This is a genomic window from Mycolicibacterium sp. XJ879 (assembly GCF_053483935.1).
In genome coordinates, this window is the sequence record NZ_JBEFTH010000002.1 from 144,193 (window position 1) to 160,998 (window position 16,806).

Genomic DNA, 16,806 nt, shown 5'->3' on the forward strand with positions numbered 1-16,806 from the left:
AGTCCTATGGCTAGTTAAACGTCAAGGAAACGAACGTCTTTGGCGTTGCGGGTGATGAAACTTCGGCGCGCTTCCACGTCCTCGCCCATCAGCACCGAGAACAGCTCATCAGCGGCTGCCGCGTCGTCCAGGGTGACCTGGCGCAGGATTCGCGTGGAGGGATCCATCGTGGTCTCCCACAGTTCCTTGGCGTCCATCTCGCCAAGACCCTTGTACCGCTGGATGCCGTCGTCGACGTTGATCTTCTTACCCGCTTGGCGGCCCGCCTCGAGCAGGGCGTCGCGTTCACGGTCGGAGTACGCGAACTCCGGCTCGCTGCGCTGCCACTTCAGCTTGTACAGCGGCGGCTGCGCCAGGTACACATGGCCGTTTTCGATGAGCGGTTTCATGAACCGGAACAGCAGCGTCAGTAGCAGCGTGGCGATGTGCTGGCCGTCGACGTCGGCGTCGGCCATCAACACGATCTTGTGGTAGCGCAGCTTGGCGAGGTCGAACTCGTCGTGGATACCGGTGCCCAGCGCGGTGATGATCGCCTGCACCTCGGTGTTCTTCAGCACCCGGTCGATACGTGCCTTCTCGACGTTGATGATCTTGCCGCGCAGCGGCAGAATCGCCTGGAACATCGAGTCGCGGCCGCTCTTGGCCGAGCCGCCTGCCGAATCACCCTCCACCACATAGAGTTCGGACTTGCTCGGATCGGTGGATCGGCAGTCGGCCAGCTTGCCGGGCAGCCCGCCGAGGTCGGTGGCGCTCTTGCGACGCACCAGCTCGCGTGCCTTACGCGCCGCGATGCGCGCCTGCGCAGACGAGACCGCCTTGTTGACAACGGTTTTGGCTTCAGATGGGTTGGCTTCGAACCAGTGGCTCATCTGCTCGTTGCAGATCTTCTGCACAAACGACTTCACCTCGGTGTTGCCGAGCTTGGTCTTGGTCTGACCCTCGAACTGCGGCTCAGCCACCTTGACCGAGATGACCGCGGCCAGGCCTTCGCGAATGTCGTCGCCGGTGAGGTTGGGATCTTTGTCCTTGAGCAGCTTCTTGTCTTTGGCGTACCTGTTGACCACGGTGGTCAGCGCGGCGCGGAAACCCTCTTCGTGGGTGCCGCCTTCGTGGGTGTTGATGGTGTTGGCGAAGGTGTGCACCGACTCGGAGTAGCCGCCGTTCCACTGCATGGCGATCTCGACCTCGTGGCCTTCACCCTTGCCGCCGAAGTCGATGATGCTCTGGTGGATCGGCGATTTGGTCCGATTGATGTGTTTGACGAAGTCGACCAGCCCGCCGGGGTAGTGAAACGTCCGATGCTTGACCTTGAACGGCTCGGCCGCCTCGGCCGCCTTCTCCTCGGCGGACTTGGGCGCCTCGGCGACGTCGCTGACCACCTCGTCGGTGACCTCTTCTGCCCGCACCCGCTCGTCGACCAGCGAGATCGTCAGCCCCTTGTTCAAGAACGCCTGCTCCTGCAGGCGGCGCGCGACGGTCTCGAAGTCGTACTCGGTGGTTTCGAAGATGTCCGGGTCGGCCCAGAACCGCACCGTCGTCCCGGTCTTGTTGGTCTTGCCGCCCTGCTTGAGCTCGCCGGGTACCGACCGGTCGTAGTACTGGAACCACTCGTAGCCGTCGCGGAAGATCGTCACCTCCACCCGGGAGGACAGCGCGTTGACCACCGAGACCCCGACACCGTGCAGGCCGCCGCTGACCGCGTAGCCGCTGTTCTCGCCGCCGAACTTGCCGCCGGCGTGCAGCTGGGTCATCACCACGTCGACGGTGGGGATGCCAGCTTGTTTGTGCTTGGCCACCGGGATGCCACGACCGTCGTCGGTGACCTCGACGCTGCCGTCGGCCAGGATCTTGACGTCGACTTTGGTGGCGTAGCCGGCCATCGCCTCGTCGATGGAGTTGTCCACGACCTCCCAGATAAGGTGGTGCAGGCCGCGTTCACCGGTCGAGCCGATGTACATACCCGGACGTTTGCGGACGGCCTCGAGCCCTTCGAGAATGGTGATCGCATCGGCGCCGTACTCGTTGGGAGCACTCTTCTTCTGGGCAGCCACGTTGGACGGGTCTCCTTGGGGTTCAAATGCGGGCGGTCGAGCACCGCCCACCGATTCTGTGGAACAGTCTACCGGGAATGACCGTCAGGACCGACTCTGAGGGGGCGTTTCTACACACCTATTTGCGTCGCCTGTGGCATTTTTTGCCTTGAGGTGCCTCATGACGCTTCAGAACACCGATCGAAGCGTTCTAGTGCGTTTCAGGAACCAGCCGCGGCGGCGGTCAGCCGTAGGTGTCACGGGGTCCCCGGCCTGCGATGTGGTACGGGCCTTTTCGCCATGACGGCGCCACCGGTCCGACGATCTTCAGCGACGTCACCACCCCGTCGCCGACCTCCGCGGCGATCTTGGCCAGCAGTTGGGCCTGAACCATCCGCAGCTGGGTGGCCCACGCGGTGGATTCCGCGGAAACCGTCAGCACCCCATCGTGCAGCGTGGTCGGCGTCGCATGCGCCGCAATCTGCTCGCCGACGACGCCGGCCCAGCGTCCGAACACCGCGCCCTGCGCGACGCGGCCGGACCAGCCGCGGGTTTTGGCAACGTCACGCGCCGCCGACCCGAGCGGTTGTGGATCACGCGCGTCCGGTCCCGGCCCTGACCAGCGTCGGCGGCTGTTTCCCGCCACCCGGCGCGGTTGCGGCCGCCGGCCCCGGCCGATGTCCTTACCTTGGCTGCGTGCCGCGCCACGTGCTTCTTCCAACGTGCGACGGACCAGATCCATCCCCGCCAGGTTCGCCAGACGCTCGGGTGGCCGCACGTCGCCGTCGCCGCTGCCATCAGTCATGGTCCACACCAGCCACATCGGAGACCCGACCGTCGTCGCCGTCGCGCATCGACACCTCGATTCGGCGGGCATCCCAGTCCGCGGGGATGTCGTCGGCGACGGCCGCGGTGACCAGCACCTGCTCGGCGTCGGCGGCGACATTGGCCAGCGCTTGTCGTCGCGCGGTGTCGAGTTCGGCGAACACGTCGTCGAGCAACAGCACAGGATCCCCGCCCTCGGCGCGCAACAACTCGTAAGCCGCCAACCGCAGCGCCAGCGCCATCGACCACGACTCTCCGTGGCTGGCAAAGCCTTTCGCGACATGATCGCCCAGCCGCAGCTCCAGATCATCGCGGTGCGGCCCGACCAGACAGACACCGCGCTCGAGTTCGGCGTCACGGCGGCGCGCCAGCGCGTCCAGCAGCGCGGCCTCGAACACCTCCGCATTGCCGGTGCCCGCGGCGCTTTCTTCCTCCACGACTTCCACGCCGCTGCGGTACCGGATCGACGCCGGGCGCGACGCCGGCGCCAACAGCTGATAGGCCTTCTCGACCTCGGGTGCCAGTTGGTTGACGAGGTCGACGCGGGCCGCGATCAGCCGCGCGCCTTTCTCAGCCAGATGCCCATCCCAGACGTCGAGGGTGTCGAGCACCCCGCGGTCACCGCGATACCGGGCGGCCGCGGCGGTCTTCAACAGCGCGGTGCGTTGCCGAAGCACCTTGTCGTAGTCCGCGCGCACCGCGCTGACCTGCGGGCGCCGGGTGGTGGCCAACTCGTCGAGGTAGCGACGACGCTCGCCGGGATCGCCGCGGACCAGCGCCAGATCCTCCGGTGCGAACAACACCGCACGCAATACCCCGAGGATCTCGCGGGCCGCACGCACCGGCGACCGGTTCAGCCGGGCCTTGTTGGCCCGGCCCGCGGTGATCTCCACGTCTACCGCCAGCTCACGGCCCTCGTTGACCACGATGGTCGACACCACCGCGCGTGGGGCGCCCGTTCTGATCAGCGGCGCATCGGTGGCCACTCGATGCGAACCCAGCGTCGCCGAATACCACAGCGCTTCAATGATATTGGTCTTACCGAAGCCGTTCGGACCGACGAACACGGTGCGCCCCGGCGCCAACTCCAGGTCGACCCGCGGCCATGACCGGAAGTCGGTCAATCCGAGACGACGGACGTGCACCCTAACCGCTCCTCGCGTACGCAGGCACCTAGCCTGACTCGCTGATCCGCTTGACCGCATGGCCACCGAACTGGTTGCGCAACGCCGCGACGGCCTTCATGGTCGGCGACTCGTCCTGCCGGGACAGGAAGCGGGCGAACAGTGCCGCGGCGATGCTCGGCACCGGAACCCGCAGCCGGATCGCCTCCTCCACGGTCCACCGACCTTCCCCGGAATCCTCGGTGTAGCCGCTGATCTTGGCGAATCCCGGATCCTCTTTCAACGCCTTCGCCAGCAGTTGCTGCAGCCACGACCGCACCACGGTGCCGTTGCTCCACGCCTGATACACCGCCTGCGGGCTCTCGATCAACTCCTCTGCGGACAGCATTTCGTAGCCCTCGGCGTACGCAGTCATCAGCGCGTACTCCACCCCGTTGTGCACCATCTTCGCGAAATGCCCCGCACCGACCGGCCCGGCGTGGACAAACCCGTCTTCGCGCGGCCCGGGCGGGCGCAGGGTGTCGAAGATCGGCATCGCGCGTTCGACGTCGGCGTCCGCGCCGCCCACCATCAGCCCGTAGCCTTCTTCCAGCCCCCAGATCCCACCGGACACCCCCGCGTCGATGAACGCTACTCCTTTGTCGCCCAACAACTTTGCGTGTGGCGCGTCTTCGGTGTAACGGGAGTTTCCGCCGTCGATGACCAAGTCGCCGGCGCTGAGTTCGTCAGCGAGGCTGGTGATCGTCTCCCGGGTGATCGGTCCCGACGGCACCATCACCCACACCACCCGTGGCGTATCCAGAGCGTCGGCCAGCGCCGCCAGCGAGGGCACGTCGCTGACCTCGGGTCGTGGGTCGTAGCCGATGACCTCATGGCCGTTCTCGCGCAGGCGCTGACGCATGTTGAAGCCCATCTTGCCCAAGCCGACCAGACCCAGTTGCATATGCGCCCCTTTCCCGGGATCGGGCCGGTCAGCCGGGAAGCCGCACCGGCATCAGCAGGTAGACGTAATCAGTCTGCGCGGCGGGGAACGGACCGGTCGCGCCGGCCTCGGCCGCATCGTCGCCCGCCGGGCGCAGCACCGCGGGCCGGCTGGGCGTGGTGAACCCGAACGTCACCCGCTCCGAATGCAACGACCCCAGCCCGTCGGTCAGATACGTCGGGTTGAACGCGATGGTCAACGGGTCGCCCGCGAATGTCACGGGTAGGTCCTCTTCGGCCCGGCCGACATCGTCGGCGCCGGCGGACAACCGCAGCACGTCATCGGCGAACTCCATCCGCACCTGCGCGCCCCGGTCAGCGACCAGCGCGACGCGTTTGATGGCTTCGGTGAGTTCGGCGACGCCGACGGTGGCCACCGAGGTGTGCTCGGCGGGCAGCAGTTGGCGAAACTTCGGGAACTCGGCGTCCAGCAGTCGGGTAGTGCTGCGTTTACCTTGACTGCGGATACCCAGCAGCCCCTCCTGACCGACCTCGGCGCCCGCACCCAGCGACAGGTGGACTTCACCACCGTCGGTGGCCGCCTTCGCCGCTTCGGCCAGCGTCTTGGCCGGAACCAGCACCGCGGCTTCCAGATCGGCCGACGAGGTGGACCAGGTCAGTTCGCGAACCGCGAGCCGGAACCGGTCGGTGGCCGCCAAAACGACCTTCTCCCCGGCGATTTCCACCCGGATACCGGTGAGCATTGGCAACGTGTCATCACGACCGGCGGCGACGGCCACCTGACCGATGGCCTCGGCGAACAAGTCCGATGACACCACCCCGGTCTCCTCGGGCAGCGTGGGCAGGGTGGGGTAGTCCTCCACCGCCATCGTCGGCAACGAGAACCTGGCGCTACCGCAGGTCAATGACACCCTGGTGCCTTCGACACTGACGTCGATCGGCTTGGCGGGCAACGCTCTGGTGATGTCGGACAGCAACCGCCCGGATACCAAAACGCTTCCCGGGGAGGCGATTTCGGCTGGAACTTGCACCTCTGCCGACACTTCGTAGTCGAAGCCGGAGATGGTCAGCCCCTCGTCGGTGCCGGTGAGCAACACCCCGGCAAGCACCGGAACCGTCGGCCGGGTGGGAAGGTTTCGGGCCACCCAGGCGACCGCGTCGGCGAAATCTTCGCGCACCAACCGGAACTTCAAATCGGTGAGACCGACCGTTGTCGTCGCCACGTCCATTGGGTCCCTTCGATCAATGACACAACAAGCACTACGCAGCGGTTCCCCGGTGTCTCACTCGCATTCGAACCGATTTGCGTCGGAACGACCGTAACGGCTGCCGCTGAACCACCGTAGAGCTTTCCGCCTCAACTTGAAAGCTAAACGATGGGGCTGACATGCAGGTTGGGAAGGGGTTTCGACTTCGGGTGTCCGGGTGGTGTCCCCAGGCGCCTACTTCAAAGAAGAGTTCCGATAGATATACAAGCAACAGTATTAGGGCCTGTGCACATTGGGGATGAACACCGGTCTGCCCAGCCCAGCGTGATTTCCCGCTGTGAATGATTTGTGGATGATGCGTTGACCGAATGACAAACGCTGGGGAGTCCGGCCGGCCTGTGGACGACGCGCCGACCGGCTCCAGCGCTGGTTCCCAGGTTGTGCACATGGTGTGCACAGGGCCGGTCTGTGACCAGTGATGCTGGCGGTGCCAAAGATTTTTCGGATTCTCCCCGTCGTACGGACGCGCGAAAACCACCGCCGATGCGGTGATTCAGGTGGGGTGGACGTCAGCGCTTGGAGCGCTGACGGATCCGGGTGGTCAGTTCCTTGACGTGATCGAAGACCTCACGGCGTTCGGCCATCTCGGCGCGAATCTTCTTCTCCGCGTACATCACTGTAGTGTGATCGCGCCCGAACGCCTGCCCGATCTTGGGCAGGGAGAGGTCGGTGAGCTCGCGGCAGAGGTACATCGCGATCTGGCGGGACTGCGCCAGCGCCCGGGTCTTACCGGGTCCGCGGAGTTCCTCGACGGTGGTTTCGAAGTACTCGGCGGTGGCGGCCATGATCGCGGCCGCGCTGATCTGCATGGTGCTGGCATCCGAGATCAGGTCGCGTAACACGATCTCGGCCAGCGACCTGTCGATCGGGGTCTTGTTCAGTGAGGCGAACGCGGTGACCCGGATCAGCGCACCCTCGAGTTCGCGGATGTTGCGCTCGATGCTGCTGGCGATGAGCTCGAGCACGTCGCCGGGTACGTCGAGGCGGTCCATCTGCGCCTTCTTGCGCAGGATCGCGATGCGGGTCTCCAGTTCGGGCGGTTGAACGTCGGTGATCAAGCCCCATTCGAACCGGGTCCGCAGCCGGTCCTCGAGGGTGGCCAGCTGTTTCGGGGGCCGATCCGACGAGATCACGATTTGCTTGTTGGCGTTGTGCAGCGTGTTGAAGGTGTGGAAGAACTCTTCCTGGATACCTTCCTTGCCCTCGATGAACTGGATGTCGTCGACCAGCAGGACGTCGATATCGCGGTAGCTGCGTTTGAAGGACGCTTTGCGGTCGTCGCGCAGCGAGTTGATGAAGTCGTTGGTGAATTCCTCGGTGGAGACGTACTTGACCCGCATGCCCGGAAACAAGCGCTGGGCGTAGTTGCCGGCGGCATGGAGCAGATGGGTCTTGCCGAGCCCGGATTCACCCCAGATGAACAAGGGGTTGTAGGCCCGGGCCGGAGCCTCGGCGATCGCGAGCGTCGCGGCATGGGCGAACCTGTTGGACGCGCCGATGACGAAGGTCTCGAAGGTGTAGCGCCGGTTCAGGTTGACCGCGGTGTCTTCATCGTCGGGGGCGTTGAGCTGTCGGTTGGCGAAGTAGGTCGGCCAACTTTCCTCGGCGCTGGCCAGGGCTTCGGAGACCTCGTCGACTTCGTCGGGTTCGAGGGGGGCGGAGGCGCTGGAGCCGTCGTCGGCCTCGCTTTCGGAGGACGCGGCGATGCGAACACCGAGTTCGACGCGCTGGCCGAGCTGGCGGCTGAGCGCGCTGATGATCGGTTCACGCAGGTGCCGTTCGATCTCGTTTTGCACAAACGGCGTCGGTACCGACAGGAGGGCAAATCCTTCGGTGATGACGAGTGGCTTGACGAGCTTCAGCCACGCCCTTTGCTGCGGGGTGAGGACGGGGAGGGTCGATTCCCCGTTGGGGGCCTCGGTGGGCCGAGAGGTGGCGTTGAGTTCAGCGACGACGGTGTTCCACACCGACACGAACGGCGGATCGGGGTCGGCTGTCAATGACTAGTAACCCCCTTTAGGCCGTGTTTGAGACGACCAAATGAACGATGACGAACTGTCCACAAAGTTATCCACAGGTTGTGGATAACGGACAGTCGCCGCCGCTCGGTTCTCTACCGGTGAGGAGGGCAGTGGCCGGGGCTCGTCGCAGTCGTGCGGGCCGTGGGCTCGCGGCTGTTCGGCCATCCTCATTTCGTTGTCTGTCGCCGTTTCGTTATCGAATCGGCCTTGGCAGAAGCTAACAGGTTTCGGGCCGGGTGCCAACCGTTCTGCGACATTGACGGGGGCGGATTTTCGGGGTGCGTAAAGGCGCGACAGCTGTGACGGCTGTGACGATTTGTGGGGGCCCCGAACGAGGTTTGACCCAGGCAATACTCGTCAGTACCCTCGAACAGTCGCCCGAACGTGGTGACACGGCTGCGAGCAGGCACGCCTGGTGAACGCGCCGGTTAAGCGGGACGGATGAGCTTACCAACGGCAACCGGGTCCACGACAGCGATATTCGCTTGCTGTGGGCTGCGGGTGCAAGACGCAACAAGGAGATAGAGCCGTGGCCAAGGGCAAGCGGACTTTTCAGCCCAACAACCGGCGCCGCGCACGCGTGCATGGGTTCCGGCTGCGGATGCGGACTCGGGCCGGTCGGGCGATCGTGTCCAACCGGCGGCGCAAGGGCCGTCGCGCGCTGTCTGCGTAACGCGACGCAGGACTAGCGCGGTGCTTCCGGCGCGGTACCGGATGACGCGGTCGACCGATTTCGGGACGACGGTCAGCCGCGGTGTGCGCACGGCACGGCCCGATCTGGTGGTGCACGCGCTGCGTGCGGACAATGGGGCCGAAGACGGCCCGAAGATCGGGCTGGTGGTTTCGAAATCGGTTGGTACCGCAGTGCAACGACATCGGGTGGCGCGCCGGCTACGGCACGTGGCCCGCGCGGTGATCGACGAACTCGACCCGGCTGACCGGGTGGTGATCCGCGCGATGCCCAGCTCCCGGCACGCGATCTCGGCTCGGCTGGAACAAGAACTGCGTTCGGCGTTGCGGCGGAGCAGACCCAAGAGCGAGGCGCGTCGATGAAGGCGGGTGTCGTCGCGCGCGGGGTCATCTTCGTGATCCAGCTGTACCGCAACATGGTTTCGCCGCTGCGGTTGCCGACGTGCCGCTTCATGCCGACCTGCAGTCAGTACGCGGTGGATGCGCTGGGCGAGTACGGGCTCATGAAGGGCGGCTGGTTGGCAACCGTACGGCTGCTGAAATGCGGACCATGGCATAAGGGAGGATGGGACCCGATCCCGGAGCGCGGGGGCGAGGCGCACCAAAGCTGTGCGCAGGCAAGCGAGTACCGCACCGATCGGGAGAGTTCCGCCCGCAGCGGGCAAACCCCGGCATTGCGATCAGGAAGCGAGACGCGTGTTTAACTGGTTCAGCCTCGACATCATCTACTACCCGGTGTCGGCGATCATGTGGGTCTGGTACAAGCTGTTCGGTTTTGTGCTGGGGCCGTCGAACTTCTTCGCCTGGGCGCTGGCGGTGATGTTCCTCGTGTTCACCTTGCGCGCGATCCTCTACAAGCCGTTCGTCAAACAGATCCGTACCACCCGCCAGATGCAGGAGTTGCAGCCTCAGATCAAGGCGCTGCAGAAGAAGTACGGCAAAGACCGTCAGCGCATGGCGCTGGAGATGCAGAAGCTCCAGAAGGAACACGGCTTCAACCCGATCCTCGGCTGCCTGCCGATGCTGGCGCAGATCCCGGTTTTCATCGGGCTGTTTCACGTGTTGCGGTCCTTCAACCGCACCGGCGGTTACGGCATCGGCGCACAGCACCTCGATCCCGCGGTGAACCGCACGTTGCCCAACTACGTCTTCAGCGCCACTGACGTTGGGCACTTCCTGGACGCCAACCTGTTCGGCGCTCCGATCGGGGCGTGGATGATCCAGACCACGGGTCTGGACGCGTTCACCGAATTCAATCGCGCGGCGGTGATCGCGGTCGGTGTGCCGATCATGATCCTGGCCGGCGTCGCCACCTACTTCAACAGCCGGGCGTCGGTCGCGCGGCAGAGCCCCGAGGCTGCGGCCAATCCGCAGACCGCGTTGATGAACAAGTTGGCGCTGTACGTGTTCCCGCTCGGCGTCGTGGTCGGTGGACCGTTCCTACCGCTGGCCATCATCATGTACTGGCTCGCCAACAACATCTGGACCTTCGGTCAGCAGCACTACGTGTTCGGCAAGATCGAAAAGGAAGAAGAAGCCAAGAAGCAGGAAGCGCTGGAGCGGCGCGCACAGAACGCGCCGCCGCCGGGGGCCAAGCCGAAACGGGCCGGCAAGGGTCAGGCCGCGACCGCGCAGGTGACCACGACGGCCAACGCCGACAGCGCCGCCGACGACGGGGGTGAGGACACCACAACGGACGGTGAGAGCGCGCCGAAGACGAAGCCAGCCTCCGGTCCGCGCAAGTCCGCATCGGCGACGAACAACCGCGCGCCGCGGCCGGGAGCCACACCGCGGCCGGGCGCGCGACCCAAGAAGAAGAAACGTTGACCGGTTCTCACCGGTGGAATGAGGAGAGACACAGTCATGACGGACGCTGAGACGACCGAGCGCGACGAGGAGTTGACCGGCGGACCGGACGACGGCGAGGCCGCCGCGCCGACCGTCGAGGACGACCTGGAGGAGCGTCTGGTCGCCGAAGGCGAGATCGCCGGCGACTATCTCGAGGAGCTCTTGGATCTGCTCGACTTCGACGGCGACATCGATCTGGATGTGGAGGGGGACCGCGCGGTCGTCAGCATCGACGGCGGCGGGGACCTCAGCAAGTTGGTCGGGCGTAAAGGCGAGGTACTCGACGCGCTGCAGGAGCTGACCCGGCTGGCGGTCCACCAGAAGACCGGTGAGCGCAGCCGGCTGATGCTCGACATCGCGCGGTGGCGCCGCCGGCGTCGTGACGAGTTGACCGCTCTGGGCGAGAAGGTGGCGCGGCGGGTGCTCGAGACGGGGGAGCGCGAGGAGCTCTCGCCGATGACGCCGTTCGAGCGCAAGATCGTGCACGACGCGGTCGCCGGAATCGATGGGGTGCACAGCGAGAGCGAGGGCGTCGAGCCGTCGCGGCGCGTGGTCGTGCTGATCGACTGATCGCGAGCGAGTTACATCGATGTAGTTTTGACGGCTAGGCCGGCGCGCGAGATCCGGAGGATGTTTCACGTGAAACATGGCGAGGTATCGGCGGCGCCGGCGGCCGCGGAGGCCTTGTTCGGAGGGGCGGTCGAAACAGCCCAGCGGTACGCCGAAGCTCTTGCCGGCGCCGGCGTGGAACGGGGGCTGATCGGACCGCGGGAGGTGGACCGGCTATGGGAGCGCCACCTTCTCAATAGCGCCGCCGTCGGCGAGCTCATCGAACCGGATGCCAATGTCGCCGACATCGGGAGCGGGGCCGGGCTGCCCGGGATACCGTTGGCGTTGGCTCGCCCGGACCTCCGTGTGACGCTTGTCGAACCACTCCTGCGCCGCAGCGAATTTCTGGCGGAGATGATCGTGGAGTTGGCACTCGACGTGAGGGTTGTTCGAGGCCGGGCCGAGGAGGCGACGGTTCGGCGCCAAGTGGCGGAAATGGATGTTGTGGTGTCGCGCGCGGTGGCGTCGTTGGACAAGCTGACGAAGTGGAGCATGCCGCTGTTGCGTGTCGACGGGCGAATGCTGGCGATCAAGGGGGAGCGGGCCGAGGAAGAGGTCCGGGACCACCGGCGTGCGATGACGGCACGGGGTGCCGCTGATGTGAGGGTGATCAAATGTGGCGCGGATTTCGTGGATCCACCCGCGACCGTCGTGGTGGCGCGGCGACGCACTCCGAGGGCACACCGCTCAACGGGCAGGAGAAGAGGATGAGTTCGGTTCCTGAGCGCGGCGGGCGTGGGCCCGAGGGCTCCGGTGCAGACGCCGCCGCGGCCCAGGGCCCCGAGGTTTCACGTGAAACATCGACTCCGCGCGAGGACGTTTCACGTGAAACATGGGACACCTCAGCGCCGCCGACCGAGGACTGGTCGGACCCGGCGGCGGCGGACACCCCGATCGGCGCGGAGGCCGAGCGGGCCGTGCGCCTCTTGCACGCCGCGGCGAAGGGCCGGCTGCCGCGCCCGCCCCGCCAACGCGTCTTCACGATCGCCAACCAGAAGGGCGGGGTCGGCAAGACGACCACCGCGGTCAATGTCGCGGCGGCGCTCGCACTGCAGGGCCTCAACACGTTGGTCATCGACCTCGACCCCCAGGGCAATGCCAGCACCGCGTTGGGGATCGAGCACCGACCCGGCACGCCGTCCTCTTATGAGGTGTTGATCGGCGAGATACCACTGCAGGACGCACTGCAACGCAGCCCGCACAGTGAACGGCTCTACTGCGTGCCGGCGACCATCGACCTCGCCGGTGCCGAGATCGAATTGGTCAGCATGGTGGCCCGGGAAGGCCGGCTGCGCAGTGCGCTCGCCGGGCTCAAGGACCACGACTTCGACTACGTTTTCATCGACTGCCCACCGTCGCTGGGGCTGTTGACGATCAACGCCCTGGTGGCCGCACCCGAGGTGCTCATCCCGATCCAGTGCGAGTACTACGCGCTTGAAGGGGTGGGGCAGTTGTTGCGCAACATCGAGATGGTCAAGGCGCACCTGAACCCTCAACTCGATGTCACCACCGTGGTGTTGACGATGTACGACGGGCGCACCAAACTCGCCGACCAGGTTGCTGCCGATGTTCGGTCACACTTCGGCGATAAGGTATTGCGGACCGTCATCCCGCGCAGCGTCAAGGTTTCCGAGGCGCCCGGCTACGGGATGACGATCCTCGATTACGACCCGGGCTCGCGGGGCGCGATGAGCTATCTGGACGCGAGCCGGGAGATCGCCGAACGGGGCCAGATCGCCGAACGGAGCCACGGCCGATGAGCGGGCGCAGGTTCGAGGAGTAGGGGAGAAAGTGCAATGACCCAATCGTCACGCAGGCGCAGCGGTCTTGGTCGCGGGCTGGCTTCGCTGATCCCTACCGGGCCGGCCGACGATGACACGTCGTCGTACGGACCGCGGATGGGCGACGCGGCCGCCGACGTGGTCATCGGCGGCTCGATCGACGGCGCGAACACCACCACCAACGACGTCGGTGCGGTCTACTGCGAGATCGACCCGGCCGCCATCGAACCCAACCCGCGCCAGCCCCGCCAGGTCTTCGACGAGGAATCGCTCTCCGAGCTCATCCACTCCATCCGCGAGTTCGGTCTCATGCAGCCGATCGTCGTGCGCAGCCTGCCCGGCGAGCGGGGGGAAAGTCCGCGCTATCAACTCGTCATGGGCGAGCGCCGGTGGCGGGCCGTGCAGCAGGCCGGCCTCGACACCATTCCCGCGATCGTCCGGGAGACCACCGACGACAGCATGCTGCGCGACGCGTTGTTGGAGAATATCCACCGCGTGCAGCTGAACCCGCTCGAGGAGGCGGCCGCCTATCAGCAGCTGCTCGATGAGTTCGGTGTCACCCACGATGAACTGGCGGCCCGCATCGGCCGGTCGCGGCCGTTGATCACCAACATGATCCGGCTGCTGCGGTTGCCGATCGCGGTACAGCGCCGAGTCGCCGCCGGCGTGCTGTCGGCCGGCCACGCCCGCGCGCTGCTGTCACTGGAGGGCGGCCCGGAAAAGCAGGAGGAGTTGGCGGCGCGAATCGTCGCCGAAGGGTTGTCCGTGCGCGCCACCGAGGAAGCGGTCACGCTGGCCAATCGCTCCGACGATGCGGCCCCGAGCGCGCCACGACGTAAGCCGATCCAGATGCCCGGCCTGCAGGACGTTGCTGAACGGCTCTCCACATCGTTCGACACCCGCGTCACGGTCAGCCTGGGCAAACGCAAGGGCAAGATTGTCGTCGAGTTCGGGTCGGTCGACGATCTGCAACGCATTGTCGACCTGATGACCGCGGCCGAGCGCTGAACTACCACCCGCGGTAATTACGTCACTGTGACACTGGCATCCGGTAGCGAACCGCACGGGCAGCTCGTGCAGATGAATTCCGCTGGGGTGCAATCGGTTTCGGCTCACCGGCGGTGCGTCGCGCGATGCAGTGAAGAAACCGGGCCGTCGGCGCCGGAGCCTTCTATCCTGGAGTGGCACCCGAGCATCTCGGTACCGCGTGGAACCCGGAGAGTTTAGTGTCAGCACGAATCGCGCCTCTTCGGCTCGATGGCTTCGAGCAGTTACCCAAGCACGCCCGCCGGTGCGTGTACTGGGAGGTCGATCCGTCGACGCTGGAGACCGGTGCCGGCGCTGCGCCCGGTCGAAACGCTCCGCTGTCGGACCCCGAATTCGAGAAGGAAGCGTGGCTGTCGATGGTCATGCTCGAGTGGGGGTCGTGCGCGCAGATCGCGGTGCAGTGCCGCGACGGGGCCGACGACGACCCGGTGCCGCTGCGCGGCGACGAACCATGCCTGGGCTACGCCTTCTACGCGCCGCCGACCGCGGTGCCCCGCGCGCGTCACTTTCCGACCGGGCCAGTCAGCGCCGACGCCGTGCTGCTCACCTCGCTGGGGGTGGAACCGTGCGACGACGCTGACACGTTGCCGCGCAGCCTGATTGCCGCGGTCGTCGGGGATCTGGTGCGTCGCGGGGCGCGCGCATTGGAGGCCTTCGGGCACACCGCCGACGTCGGCGAACTCGCCGACCCGGACACGGTGTCGCCGTCGTTGCGCGGCGTGGTGGAAGTACTCGGGGACTGTGCGGTGGACCAGTGCGTGCTGGGCGTCGACATGTTGCGCGATGCCGGGTTCGTCGTCGTCGCCCAGCACCCGTACTTTCCGCGGCTGCGGCTGGAACTCGAGCAGGGTCTGGGCTGGAAGGCGGACGTGGAAGCCGCGTTGGAACGGCTGCTGGAAACCGTTGAGCTGAAGGAACCGGTCGGGGCGGGTGCGCGCTCGTCCGGGTGAACCGGTCAGGACCGGCTGACCCGGCCGGCGTTGTCGACGGACAGTTCGTGCGCCAACAGTTCGGCGAACGTGAATGTCCCTGTCGGACGGTCGTTCTTGCCGAGCAGGTAGAGGCGTTTGACGGCGGCGAGGATGCCTTCGGCGATCGAATCGCGGTTCTGGGTCGACACCAGCATGTCGCGGTCGCGCGGGTTGGTGACGTAACCGACGTCGACCTGCACGGTGGGCATCCGCGTCAACCGCAGCAGATCCCACGTCCGCCCGTGGGTGCGGCAGTCGCGTAATCCGGTGCGGGCCACTACTTCTCGTTGAATGAAGTCGGCCAGGTTGCGCCCGATGGTGGACACCGAGCCGTGTGAGTTACCGAAGTGGAAGGAGGCGACCCCGTTGGCGGCCGGGCTGGGCTGGGTGGCGCAGCGCAAGCTGATCATCAGGTCGGCGCCCACGGTGTTGGCGGTCGCGGCCCGTTCAGCGTCGGAGGGTGCGCCGTTGGCCGGTCGCGACAAGAACGTCTCCATGCCGATTGCGGTCATCCGGCCTTCGAGCCGACTGGCCAAGTCCCACAGGATATCTGCCTCGTTGATCGGCCCTTCCGGACTGTGCATGATCAGCCCGTGCTCGGCACCGCCGCGGCCCGGGTCGATGATGATCCGCTTGCCCGAGAGCCGCGGCCCCGACCGGCGGACCTGCTCTTCCTCGCGGATCGCGTGCGGGGAACCGCCCGTGACGCGTGATCCCAGAAAATACAAGGACCGCAACGTTTCCGGACCGCAGATGCCGTCGGGGTACAGGCCGTACTCGCGCTGGTAGGACATCAGCGCGTTGTGCGTACCGAGACCGAAGTGGCCGTCCACCATGCCGGTGTAGAACCCCAGGTCCTGTAGTCGGGCTTGTAGGGTGGCCACGTCGTCGCCGTACATCGGCGCGCCGAACTGGTGGTTCAGGGTCCGGGCGCCGAGCCGGTACGAAGCTTCTTTCAGCGCCCGGTACGTCGCTTCACCGACGATGCCGTCGACCAGCAGACCACGGTGCTGTTGGAAGGCACGCACCGCGCGGTCGAGTTCGTCGTCGAAAAAGTCGGCGACGACGTGGCGGCCCGTGGTGATCTCTTCATCGGGGTTGTCGAGCATGCCCAGCGCTGCCAGTGCAGCCCGGATCTCGGTGACCGGGCCTCCACGGTCACCGCGACGCAGACTCGACATGGGCGACCTTTCGATCACGGTCGTCAGGGGGTGACACCCGCGCTGACGAGGCATCAGGGACTTAGCCAGCATTGTCTCAGACACCGGCGGGATTCGAGAAAACGCCAGGCGGGTGTCCGCCAGGCAATCCGGCGTCAGACCACGTCGGCGAGCTCGCGCAACAGCGCTGCCTTGCCTTTTGCCCCGACGATGCGTTTCACCGGTGCGCCATCCTTGAACAGGATCAAGGTGGGGATCGACACCACCTGAAAGTCACGGGCGGTTGCCGGGTTGGCGTCGACGTCGAGCTTGGCGACGGTGAGTTGACCGGCCTTCTCGGCGGCGATCTCCTCGAGCACCGGCGCGACCATCTTGCACGGGCCGCACCACGTTGCCCAGAAGTCGACCAGCACCGGGGTGCTGCTGGACAGCACATCGGTGGAAAACGAGTTGTCGGTCACTTCGACGGTGCTTCCAGCCATCGCAACGT

The 16,806-nt window shown here is 66.0% G+C and carries 17 protein-coding genes; 9 read left to right on the plus strand and 8 right to left on the minus strand.

Features of this window, described 5'->3' with window-relative positions:
• Positions 1-14 precede the first annotated feature (14 nt).
• The 6 genes from gyrB to dnaA form a co-directional block, all read right to left on the minus strand.
• On the minus strand, positions 15-2,051 hold the full coding sequence (gyrB, locus tag ABQF13_RS04405; RefSeq protein ID WP_448391519.1) for a DNA topoisomerase (ATP-hydrolyzing) subunit B: 2,037 nt from the start codon (positions 2,049-2,051) through the stop codon (positions 15-17).
• Between the two features lie 223 nt (positions 2,052-2,274).
• Complete coding sequence (locus ABQF13_RS04410; RefSeq protein ID WP_448391520.1) at positions 2,275-2,835, minus strand: DUF721 family protein; 561 nt, start codon at positions 2,833-2,835, stop codon at positions 2,275-2,277.
• Complete coding sequence (gene recF, locus ABQF13_RS04415) at positions 2,828-4,000, minus strand: DNA replication/repair protein RecF (protein ID WP_448391521.1); 1,173 nt, start codon at positions 3,998-4,000, stop codon at positions 2,828-2,830. Before recF ends, ABQF13_RS04410 begins: the two co-directional genes overlap by 8 nt.
• Positions 4,001-4,028: 28 nt before the next feature.
• Positions 4,029-4,922 carry a phosphogluconate dehydrogenase (NAD(+)-dependent, decarboxylating) gene (gnd, locus tag ABQF13_RS04420; protein WP_448391522.1) on the minus strand — a complete coding sequence of 298 codons (894 nt, stop codon included), beginning with the start codon at positions 4,920-4,922 and terminating at the stop codon, positions 4,029-4,031.
• Positions 4,923-4,950: 28 nt separating this feature from the next.
• On the minus strand, positions 4,951-6,144 hold the full coding sequence (gene dnaN / locus ABQF13_RS04425) for a DNA polymerase III subunit beta (protein ID WP_448391523.1): 1,194 nt from the start codon (positions 6,142-6,144) through the stop codon (positions 4,951-4,953).
• Positions 6,145-6,698: 554 nt separating this feature from the next.
• Positions 6,699-8,189 (minus strand): chromosomal replication initiator protein DnaA, encoded by a 1,491-nt coding sequence (gene dnaA, locus ABQF13_RS04430; protein ID WP_448391524.1) that lies wholly within the window; start codon positions 8,187-8,189, stop codon positions 6,699-6,701.
• Between the two features lie 550 nt (positions 8,190-8,739).
• On the opposite strand from dnaA, the gene rpmH reads away from it, so the two are divergent.
• From rpmH to ABQF13_RS04475, 9 genes are all read left to right on the plus strand, one after another.
• Complete coding sequence (gene rpmH, locus ABQF13_RS04435) at positions 8,740-8,883, plus strand: 50S ribosomal protein L34 (protein ID WP_082933415.1); 144 nt, start codon at positions 8,740-8,742, stop codon at positions 8,881-8,883.
• 20 nt (positions 8,884-8,903) lie between these two features.
• The gene (rnpA, locus tag ABQF13_RS04440) at positions 8,904-9,263 is read left to right on the plus strand and encodes a ribonuclease P protein component (protein WP_448391525.1); all 360 of its coding nucleotides are present in this window, start codon (positions 8,904-8,906) and stop codon (positions 9,261-9,263) included.
• The gene (gene yidD / locus ABQF13_RS04445) at positions 9,260-9,604 is read left to right on the plus strand and encodes a membrane protein insertion efficiency factor YidD (RefSeq protein WP_448391526.1); all 345 of its coding nucleotides are present in this window, start codon (positions 9,260-9,262) and stop codon (positions 9,602-9,604) included. Before rnpA ends, yidD begins: the two co-directional genes overlap by 4 nt.
• Positions 9,597-10,727, plus strand: coding sequence for a membrane protein insertase YidC (gene yidC / locus ABQF13_RS04450; RefSeq protein WP_448391527.1), 1,131 nt, complete (start codon positions 9,597-9,599; stop codon positions 10,725-10,727). Before yidD ends, yidC begins: the two co-directional genes overlap by 8 nt.
• A gap of 36 nt (positions 10,728-10,763) precedes the next feature.
• Positions 10,764-11,318, plus strand: coding sequence for a Jag family protein (locus ABQF13_RS04455; RefSeq protein WP_448391528.1), 555 nt, complete (start codon positions 10,764-10,766; stop codon positions 11,316-11,318).
• 69 nt (positions 11,319-11,387) lie between these two features.
• Positions 11,388-12,068, plus strand: coding sequence for a 16S rRNA (guanine(527)-N(7))-methyltransferase RsmG (gene rsmG / locus ABQF13_RS04460; RefSeq protein ID WP_448391529.1), 681 nt, complete (start codon positions 11,388-11,390; stop codon positions 12,066-12,068).
• On the plus strand, positions 12,065-13,117 hold the full coding sequence (locus ABQF13_RS04465; RefSeq protein WP_448391530.1) for a ParA family protein: 1,053 nt from the start codon (positions 12,065-12,067) through the stop codon (positions 13,115-13,117). Before rsmG ends, ABQF13_RS04465 begins: the two co-directional genes overlap by 4 nt.
• 36 nt (positions 13,118-13,153) lie before the next feature.
• Entirely contained in the window at positions 13,154-14,146 is a 993-nt protein-coding gene (locus ABQF13_RS04470) for a ParB/RepB/Spo0J family partition protein (protein WP_448391531.1), read from the plus strand.
• 218 nt (positions 14,147-14,364) lie between these two features.
• Complete coding sequence (locus tag ABQF13_RS04475) at positions 14,365-15,135, plus strand: acetyltransferase (protein WP_448391532.1); 771 nt, start codon at positions 14,365-14,367, stop codon at positions 15,133-15,135.
• A gap of 5 nt (positions 15,136-15,140) precedes the next feature.
• Here the strand turns inward: ABQF13_RS04475 and ABQF13_RS04480 are convergent, their stop codons facing one another.
• Both ABQF13_RS04480 and trxA read right to left on the minus strand, forming a co-directional pair.
• Positions 15,141-16,337, minus strand: a complete 1,197-nt coding sequence (locus ABQF13_RS04480) for an N-acetylmuramoyl-L-alanine amidase (RefSeq protein WP_448391533.1) — start codon at positions 16,335-16,337, stop codon at positions 15,141-15,143.
• Positions 16,338-16,471: 134 nt separating this feature from the next.
• Positions 16,472-16,798 carry a thioredoxin gene (gene trxA, locus ABQF13_RS04485; RefSeq protein ID WP_448391534.1) on the minus strand — a complete coding sequence of 109 codons (327 nt, stop codon included), beginning with the start codon at positions 16,796-16,798 and terminating at the stop codon, positions 16,472-16,474.
• Positions 16,799-16,806: the final 8 nt, after the last annotated feature.

What these genes read in the sequence shown, in the direction of transcription:
- ABQF13_RS04465 (WP_448391530.1), top strand. Translation starts at nt 12,065, where the DNA reads ATGAGTTCGGTTCCTGAGCGCGGCGGGCGTGGGCCCGAGGGCTCCGGT.
- ABQF13_RS04455 (WP_448391528.1), top strand. Translation starts at nt 10,764, where the DNA reads ATGACGGACGCTGAGACGACCGAGCGCGACGAGGAGTTGACCGGCGGA.
- ABQF13_RS04410 (WP_448391520.1), bottom strand. Translation starts at nt 2,835, where the DNA reads ATGACTGATGGCAGCGGCGACGGCGACGTGCGGCCACCCGAGCGTCTG.
- yidD (WP_448391526.1), top strand. Translation starts at nt 9,260, where the DNA reads ATGAAGGCGGGTGTCGTCGCGCGCGGGGTCATCTTCGTGATCCAGCTG.
- ABQF13_RS04470 (WP_448391531.1), top strand. Translation starts at nt 13,154, where the DNA reads ATGACCCAATCGTCACGCAGGCGCAGCGGTCTTGGTCGCGGGCTGGCT.
- gnd (WP_448391522.1), bottom strand. Translation starts at nt 4,922, where the DNA reads ATGCAACTGGGTCTGGTCGGCTTGGGCAAGATGGGCTTCAACATGCGT.
- trxA (WP_448391534.1), bottom strand. Translation starts at nt 16,798, where the DNA reads ATGGCTGGAAGCACCGTCGAAGTGACCGACAACTCGTTTTCCACCGAT.
- ABQF13_RS04480 (WP_448391533.1), bottom strand. Translation starts at nt 16,337, where the DNA reads ATGTCGAGTCTGCGTCGCGGTGACCGTGGAGGCCCGGTCACCGAGATC.